Raw genomic sequence first — 6,799 nt, 5'->3', positions numbered from 1 at the left:
AGCCCCATTTCACAATGATAAAAGCACCTCCAGTCAGACTGGATACCACAGTACAAATTAGCCCCACAGCCCACTCTTGTGGTGAGCGTGGAAGCCTCATCATGATGACAACAGTTGCAACCAGACAGATGGCTAATGTCACAGCCACTGCAGCTCCATAAAACTTTAAAAACGTAGCAATACCACTTGTAGAGACTGGCTCCATTTATTTCCCCTTAATTTTTGGCAATAAAAAAGCACCCGAAGGTGCTATTTTTTTGATTGCTTAAGTTAAATCGTAAACTTTGAAATTTCTCAACCAGCCTTTAAATTTGTTCGGCGTTGTTGCTGGCGCGTGCCCAAGCATAGTCGCCGCTTTAGAGTGTGGTGTTTCCGTAAGATTAATATTCAGCCCCAACTCGTCATTTAAATAAATCTTGATATTCAAACCAGATCTTTCAATAGTTAACTTGTACCATGAGCCATTTAAAATAACTTGTGATGCTGCATTAGCTGATACCCCGTTAAAATCCGCATAAACTTTATCAACCAAAGGAGACCATGCCGACGATGTTCCGCTTGAAAAACCTAGATCACCGCGTACCATATTTTCTGTAAAGTATACGAAAGGTAAATATGCAGAAACACCAATTTCACGCTTAAATTCAATTGAAAATTTATATGTTGAGCCAAAATTATGAGTTGTCTGCTTGATCCAGCTCGCAACATCATCATTAAAATATGCGCCTTCAGATGAATGCGTAATGCTTCCCAATTTACTCCAACTCAAACCAAGCGATCCAAAATCATTAATTCCAGAAGTTAGTGGCATAAAAACAAGCAGCCTTTCTGTCACACATACTTGTTCAGCGCTAAGCTTCTCAAGACCATCTTTCACAGAGCCAACGCGGACGTAGTATGTCTTACCAACATCTATAGATGTATCAACATAAGTCCGCACATCACCAGCCAAAACAGCTTTCGGCACCGGCAAATTTTCAGGATCAATAGGCGTTTCTGAGCAGTAATAACGCTGCTCATCAACAAAGCCGTCTAGTTTCCAATTTAATTCGAGTCTATTGGTTAAATCATTCTTAAATTCAACCACCAAATCGTATGGTGGGTCGAACTCAATGAGTGTTTTTACATGGAATTCTTCACTAAAATTCTCAACTGAGTCTCTAATCACTCCAGCTCGATAGTAATAATCTTGATTTGGCTCAACAGTTAAGTCCTCATAATACATTGTTAACGATATGCCAATCGGCTCGCCCAAATTTTCTATAGCCGTTGAAACTGAATTTCTATAAATATTGAAATATTCAAAGTGCCCAAACTGCGCAAACTCAAGCCTTACTCCTGCCATTTTTACACCTCAATTTGAATCACATCACCGCTTGTAGCCAAGCGCTTTATCTCCGCATCACTGATAAACACAGTAGCGCCTAGGTTGTAACGTGTTGTGCTGGTACACATTACAAGGCCCGATCCATCAACAACCAAGACCTTGTAATTAGGATGATCTTCACTGGTGATCGTGCCAATAAATTCAGGTGCCTTGGGTAACAGCCCAATTAATCGCTGTAGTGCATTACTCATGTTTGACATGCTCCACTTTGATGGTTTGATTGACTACCGCATGGCCGAATGAAACACTAACGCTGTCTACAATGCCCCACCATTCAGCATTAAAGGCTAATACTTCTCCTGGCATACACTCACCAATTTCTGATGAGATCGGCATCGTAAAGGTGTGGGTTTCTACCATTCCCGCTTTAGCTAGTTTTGATTTCCCGAAAGAGCCCATACTGACGTGATCAAAGAGTGGATTATTCTCAGCTGGCAAAAGTGTATCGGCATTGCTCCCTGTACGTTTGACTTGAGCTGTCTTTCCACTGCGGTCGTTTGTGAGTGTGATGCCGTTGTAGTCTGGATATAACTCATAGTCTGTAGATTGCGCAGTAACAATACTTTCAGGAATTAGCCGATCATAATCATCAATAGTCAGTGAATCCCAAAAGGTCTTTTTATAAAGAGGTTTAATGATCAGTGCATTGCTATTTTTTTCGCTATACACAAACCCACCGCCACTTTCGGCAATCATTTTAATCACTGCAATTGGTGCTAAATTGCTATAGCTCAAACTGTTGTTTGCAACAATCCAACCCAATTCATCAATCAGTTGCCAATTCAATTGTGTAGCGCTAAACACGCGATCCAATTCAGCCTGACACAACTGTACCGATGTGCGTTCGTTTTCTTGAAGAAATGAGCGTACAGGTGAATAAGGCTCTGAGAGTAATGCTGTTGGGCTTCGACCCGTAAGGACATAAACATCTTGTGCAAACTTCCGTGAGCGACTGCGATTTTCAAGAAGCATTTGGTGCTCATTGCCATTCACTATAATTTTCAAAATCACGGGCTGGCCATTAATCGGTTCAAGTTTAGGTAATTCACGTGCAGGTACAGTCAAGCTGTATGACCAACACCAACGGCTACGATCTGTGCTGTAATTTCCATCCAGCACATCTATTTCATCGCTATTGTCCAAGCGAGTTACAGATAAAGTATTCAAGATATGCCACCAGTTTTTATTTGGAATTGCTGGAATGCAGTCATCTGCCCCAAAGTTCAATTCAACATTATGCGAATCAACTTCATGACAAAGACACACAAAGTTAAGATCGCCTGTGCCTTGATATTGAGGGATTTCAGGCTCTGGCCATGGTTCAATCGGATGCTTGCGATAATGAATGGATTTGGCGTTATCCCAAGGGATCTCATCCTGCGTGACCAGCTCTAAGCCCTTGTCCCAATCAAAACTAAACCACTTTTCAATCACATGTGTGACTTGATGTGAAAACGAAATATTCCGTCGCTTTCGGATCATCTCTTGATGTGTAAATTCACGGTTCAATCGAAGTTTGATGGATTCATCAAAATACAGGTCACGCGTAATACGAATTTTGAAATTCTCTTGCCAATCTATGCTTTTATTCCGACTCAGCTTTAAGCTTTGGTCAAAAGCTGAGTGAATGGATTCTGACAAAGTAAGTGCTCGATCAAATCCAATTTCTTGACCTACGCTCATCACCAGACCCTGGTCAAAAAAAAGAGCCTCATTCGAGACTCTTAAAATGGCTTTGGCCGATGGTATTTGAGCGGATCCAATCCTCGCTACAGCCCTTTTAAAGACAGTGCTTAATCCAAGCTCAACACCAAGTTGGTGATTAATGTCCTGAAAACCTACTGACAATGAAACAAATCCACAGTTAAAGTAAGCATCGACATAACCACTATTGTCAACTGGCTGAAGATTTAAGCCTGAGATTTCCGAGATAAACCCCGTGCTAAGTGTTGCCCTAACATAATCAGCAAATAGGTCAGGATCATAAACAGCATGCAAATCATAAGGGGCTGTTAATGCACTTGGCTCAACAATATCCAGATACGATGCTGTGAGCGAATACGGCTTTTTATGTTCGTAGTTGTCGCTCATAAGGCACCTAAAAAACGGGTTTTAAAATGATAGAATCAAGTCGCTGTGTAGCGCCCATCACAATATCGTAACTATTCAAGATAATATCTGTCCCCATTGCAAAATCAGCCACACCATCACCACTTGCATTAAACAATCTCGCCCACACCACCGTGCCAGTTTTAAGTGCCAGCACATCATTGCTTGGTTTAAGCTCTATGCTGTCTTCATTTAGGCGTTTAAAACATGGTTTGGGTAATGTCAGTGTTGCAAGTTTTGCGGAGTCATCTGCTGGGATTAAGACACTCGCAGGTTTTACGGATTCATAATAAACAAAGGAAGCATTTCCGCTCCCCAGGTCAATAAAATCAGCCAGTGCTCGCAGTTGCACAAGACCAGCTTTTAAAGAGGGTTGAATCATTTCGGCACCACATTATCTTGAATGACTGCGTTGTATTGCTGTTTCTGGTCAAAAGCAACAATAAATGTTTTCAAATCTGCATAAAGATTTAAGAATTGATAGCGACCTTTGATGTCTGGCTTGCTTACTGCAATTGGGAGTAGATTCGACCTATTGTAAAGTATAACCATTGCATCTATGTATTTCTCTCCCTGCTTGTTGATAGAGCCCTTAATGCTGCTATAAATCAGGCCGTTTAGGTCTTGAAGCATCACTCCATTTTTCTTAACAACAAAGCCCGTCGGTTTCATGCTAATTCACCTAAATAAAAATAAACACCGCCTGGGCCTGTATCAGAACCTATTCGTGTGCGTATTGTTGAAGCTACGTACATCGAATTCTCTGATAGCAATGGTGTTAGTCCAGAGATCAATCTTCCGGAATAACATACACATGGTAATTTCCCTTTTAAAAAACCATCTGTATCAAAAATAGGAATGGTTAAAGCTGGAACAGCTGATCCCCCAAATGCCCCAGCTCGACCTGTTGTTGAATTATATGTAATGCCATACGTTATGATGTGTGCGGATAAAGGAGTTAAGGGGCTATATCGTGTGCTAATAAATCCTCTGCCCGATTCAGGAACAGCAATAGGGCTTCCCCCTGTTGCAAGTATAGTGGTTAAGCTGGAATCACTAGCTTTGATTTTTGCCTCCATTGCCATCAGAAACCATGGCTTAATAACATCATCTGGAAGACTTGTGTCGTAAATTCCACAACCAATCAATCTTGAGGAAGCAATATTTGTCGTTGTTGCCATAGAGCCTATAAAAAAGTTGTGATTGCCACATAGAGCAAACCCTCTGTTACCTGCCATTGATCCATTACTTTCAGCCTCTTGCGTAGCATGATTCTCTAGGCTTGTTAAGTATGCCCAGTGCCATTTAAACCAGCCTCGAATGCAATTCCCCCCAGTACCTTCTATTGTCCAGTTTTTTGAAGGGTTCGCAGGATCAAATGGTAGTTGCAATACATCCGGATTATCAAAATCATCAATATGATCTATATGCTCAAGCAAACCAACCATTGCTGACTTTGCGTAGCTAGAATTATAAGAGTTCGTGCCATCAGAGATGGTTTCATCGACACGAATATACGGATGCTGCACTGTTGGATTTTTTGCACGATAAACCCGCTTCACATCCTTATCATCACGAAAAACGATGTCATAACCCAGTGATGCTAATTTGCTAGTTCCTTTGGTTGTAACTACAGTTTCAGTAATCGCAACATGAGGCTTTAGAATCAATTGCGTATCACTTGGCACGCCTTTAATTCGATACTTCTGATTTAAAGAAGCTGGCTCAAAATCAGTAAGCTCAACGACTTGCAGTAGCATGGCTTTATGTGGTGCAAATAGCGTCAGGTGGACATCACCCTGTTCATCAATCGAAGCGGATGTCACACTTGGCAATTCAACTCCATTCACCAAGCAGGCATCCAAAAGCCGAATCATGTCACCCCATTTATTATCCAAAACTAAACCATTTAAGTGGCTAAAATATTGAACATCTACATCTGCCGCCATAGCGAAGGCCCATAAAAAAGACCGCTGAAGCGGTCATATTAGAATTAAAGTTTAAACAACCCGGTCAATATCACCGCGCAGCATGATTTGGAATGAGTCTGAAAGCACGGTTGGCTCCGACTGTTTTACGGTACGAATCACCCAAATTGGATGGTTAGCCCCGATCGAGTTAAAGCGCATTGTATTGCCATTCGCCCATCCGCTACCCCAGCCTTCTTTTTTAATCTTAAAGTATGGAGCATTGGTGATTGGGTTTAGAGGTGCATAGTCCGTCGTTGTAGTGCCACGTTGTGCAAGTTCACCAGTATATTCACCAACACACTTGAACGTAGTTGTATCGGTAAACACCATAGCCCAGCGTTCTTGAATTGCCCCCTTATTGCTCACTTCAATCGGATACAAGGCATCATTGTAGTTTGCTGAAATTGCACCACCTATCGCCTCATTCGACCACACAGAATTCCATGTTGGTTGAACAAATAAACGTGTGTAGCGCGATTTCATATCACCAATCACAAGTGCAGATCCAACAATGGTGTTTGCTGGATCATAGTTATGTGTCAACGGCTTAGTAAAAGTCACCTGTCCATTGATTTTGACATCACGTACAAGGCCCATGTCTTGATAGCGGTATTTAGCAATCAATGGGCCTGTTAGATTCCCCAGGGCAAAATCACCGTTTAAAGTTACTTTGCCGTAGTCATAGTCAACGGTATACGTATCAAAAGGAATTTTCATTCCATTCGCATCTTCAAGTTCACACCAAGAGATTCGTTGATCAGCCAAAGCATAGATTTTTCCCGCAATATAATCAGGCAATTCCTGCGATTTACTCGCGCTGACTATACCAATCTCACCACTGCGGAAAATCGGCACCCGGCCATCAATGGGTAAACGCACTGCAGATAAACCAAGTAGCTCTGCATCAATGGGAATGTAGCTGAATCCTACAGCGCTGTATTTGATAGTTTCTGGCAAAACCATAATCGGCTTATGAATCCATTGCTTTCCATCTTTCGCATATTCAAGTTCAGCCACATACCAATCCTGCGCCATAATTTCTGCACGATTCGCTTCAGTAATAATTACTTTTTCACGAAAAACGAATTGGCCATAGCCTTGGTCAAAGTTAAAGAATCCATCGCAGTCTGCCGTATCAATCGTGCCTGAACCATCTGGCACAACATTCAGCACGCCACCTTCAACTTTCACTGCGGATAAAGTCAATGATTGAGCGCGAATTGGAATCATCGGTGCACGATAAGACACTTGGTTGGTTTTTACACTCTCTAGCTGTGTTGCCAATGACTCCAAAACTGGGTTATTCGCGCCACCTACATCCCACGATGAAATC

The 6,799-nt window shown here is 41.9% G+C and carries 6 protein-coding genes and 2 pseudogenes; all 8 read right to left on the bottom strand.

Annotated elements, in window-relative coordinates:
* A pseudogene (locus D9K81_RS17690) lies at positions 1 to 205 on the bottom strand (hypothetical protein); the annotation flags it as partial.
* 60 nt (positions 206 to 265) lie between these two features.
* The gene (locus D9K81_RS18615; protein WP_207667530.1) at positions 266 to 1,345 is read right to left on the bottom strand and encodes a fibronectin type III domain-containing protein; all 1,080 of its coding nucleotides are present in this window, start codon (positions 1,343 to 1,345) and stop codon (positions 266 to 268) included.
* Between the two features lie 2 nt (positions 1,346 to 1,347).
* Positions 1,348 to 1,578 (bottom strand): hypothetical protein, encoded by a 231-nt coding sequence (locus D9K81_RS17680; RefSeq protein ID WP_121523982.1) that lies wholly within the window; start codon positions 1,576 to 1,578, stop codon positions 1,348 to 1,350.
* Positions 1,571 to 3,478 (bottom strand): hypothetical protein, encoded by a 1,908-nt coding sequence (locus D9K81_RS17675; RefSeq protein ID WP_121523980.1) that lies wholly within the window; start codon positions 3,476 to 3,478, stop codon positions 1,571 to 1,573. The genes D9K81_RS17680 and D9K81_RS17675 overlap by 8 nt, the downstream gene beginning before the upstream one ends.
* 7 nt (positions 3,479 to 3,485) lie before the next feature.
* The gene (locus D9K81_RS17670) at positions 3,486 to 3,878 is read right to left on the bottom strand and encodes a hypothetical protein (RefSeq protein WP_121523978.1); all 393 of its coding nucleotides are present in this window, start codon (positions 3,876 to 3,878) and stop codon (positions 3,486 to 3,488) included.
* Positions 3,875 to 4,168 carry a hypothetical protein gene (locus D9K81_RS17665; RefSeq protein WP_121523976.1) on the bottom strand — a complete coding sequence of 98 codons (294 nt, stop codon included), beginning with the start codon at positions 4,166 to 4,168 and terminating at the stop codon, positions 3,875 to 3,877. The genes D9K81_RS17670 and D9K81_RS17665 overlap by 4 nt, the downstream gene beginning before the upstream one ends.
* Complete coding sequence (locus tag D9K81_RS17660) at positions 4,165 to 5,445, bottom strand: hypothetical protein (RefSeq protein WP_121523974.1); 1,281 nt, start codon at positions 5,443 to 5,445, stop codon at positions 4,165 to 4,167. The genes D9K81_RS17665 and D9K81_RS17660 overlap by 4 nt, the downstream gene beginning before the upstream one ends.
* Before the next feature lie 51 nt (positions 5,446 to 5,496).
* A pseudogene (locus tag D9K81_RS17655) lies at positions 5,497 to 6,799 on the bottom strand (hypothetical protein); the annotation flags it as partial.

Source organism: Acinetobacter chengduensis (assembly GCF_003664645.1).
Lineage (GTDB): Bacteria > Pseudomonadota > Gammaproteobacteria > Pseudomonadales > Moraxellaceae > Acinetobacter > Acinetobacter chengduensis.
The sequence above is the reverse complement of the archived record's forward strand: the minus strand, read 5'-3'. Positions and strand labels throughout refer to the sequence as shown.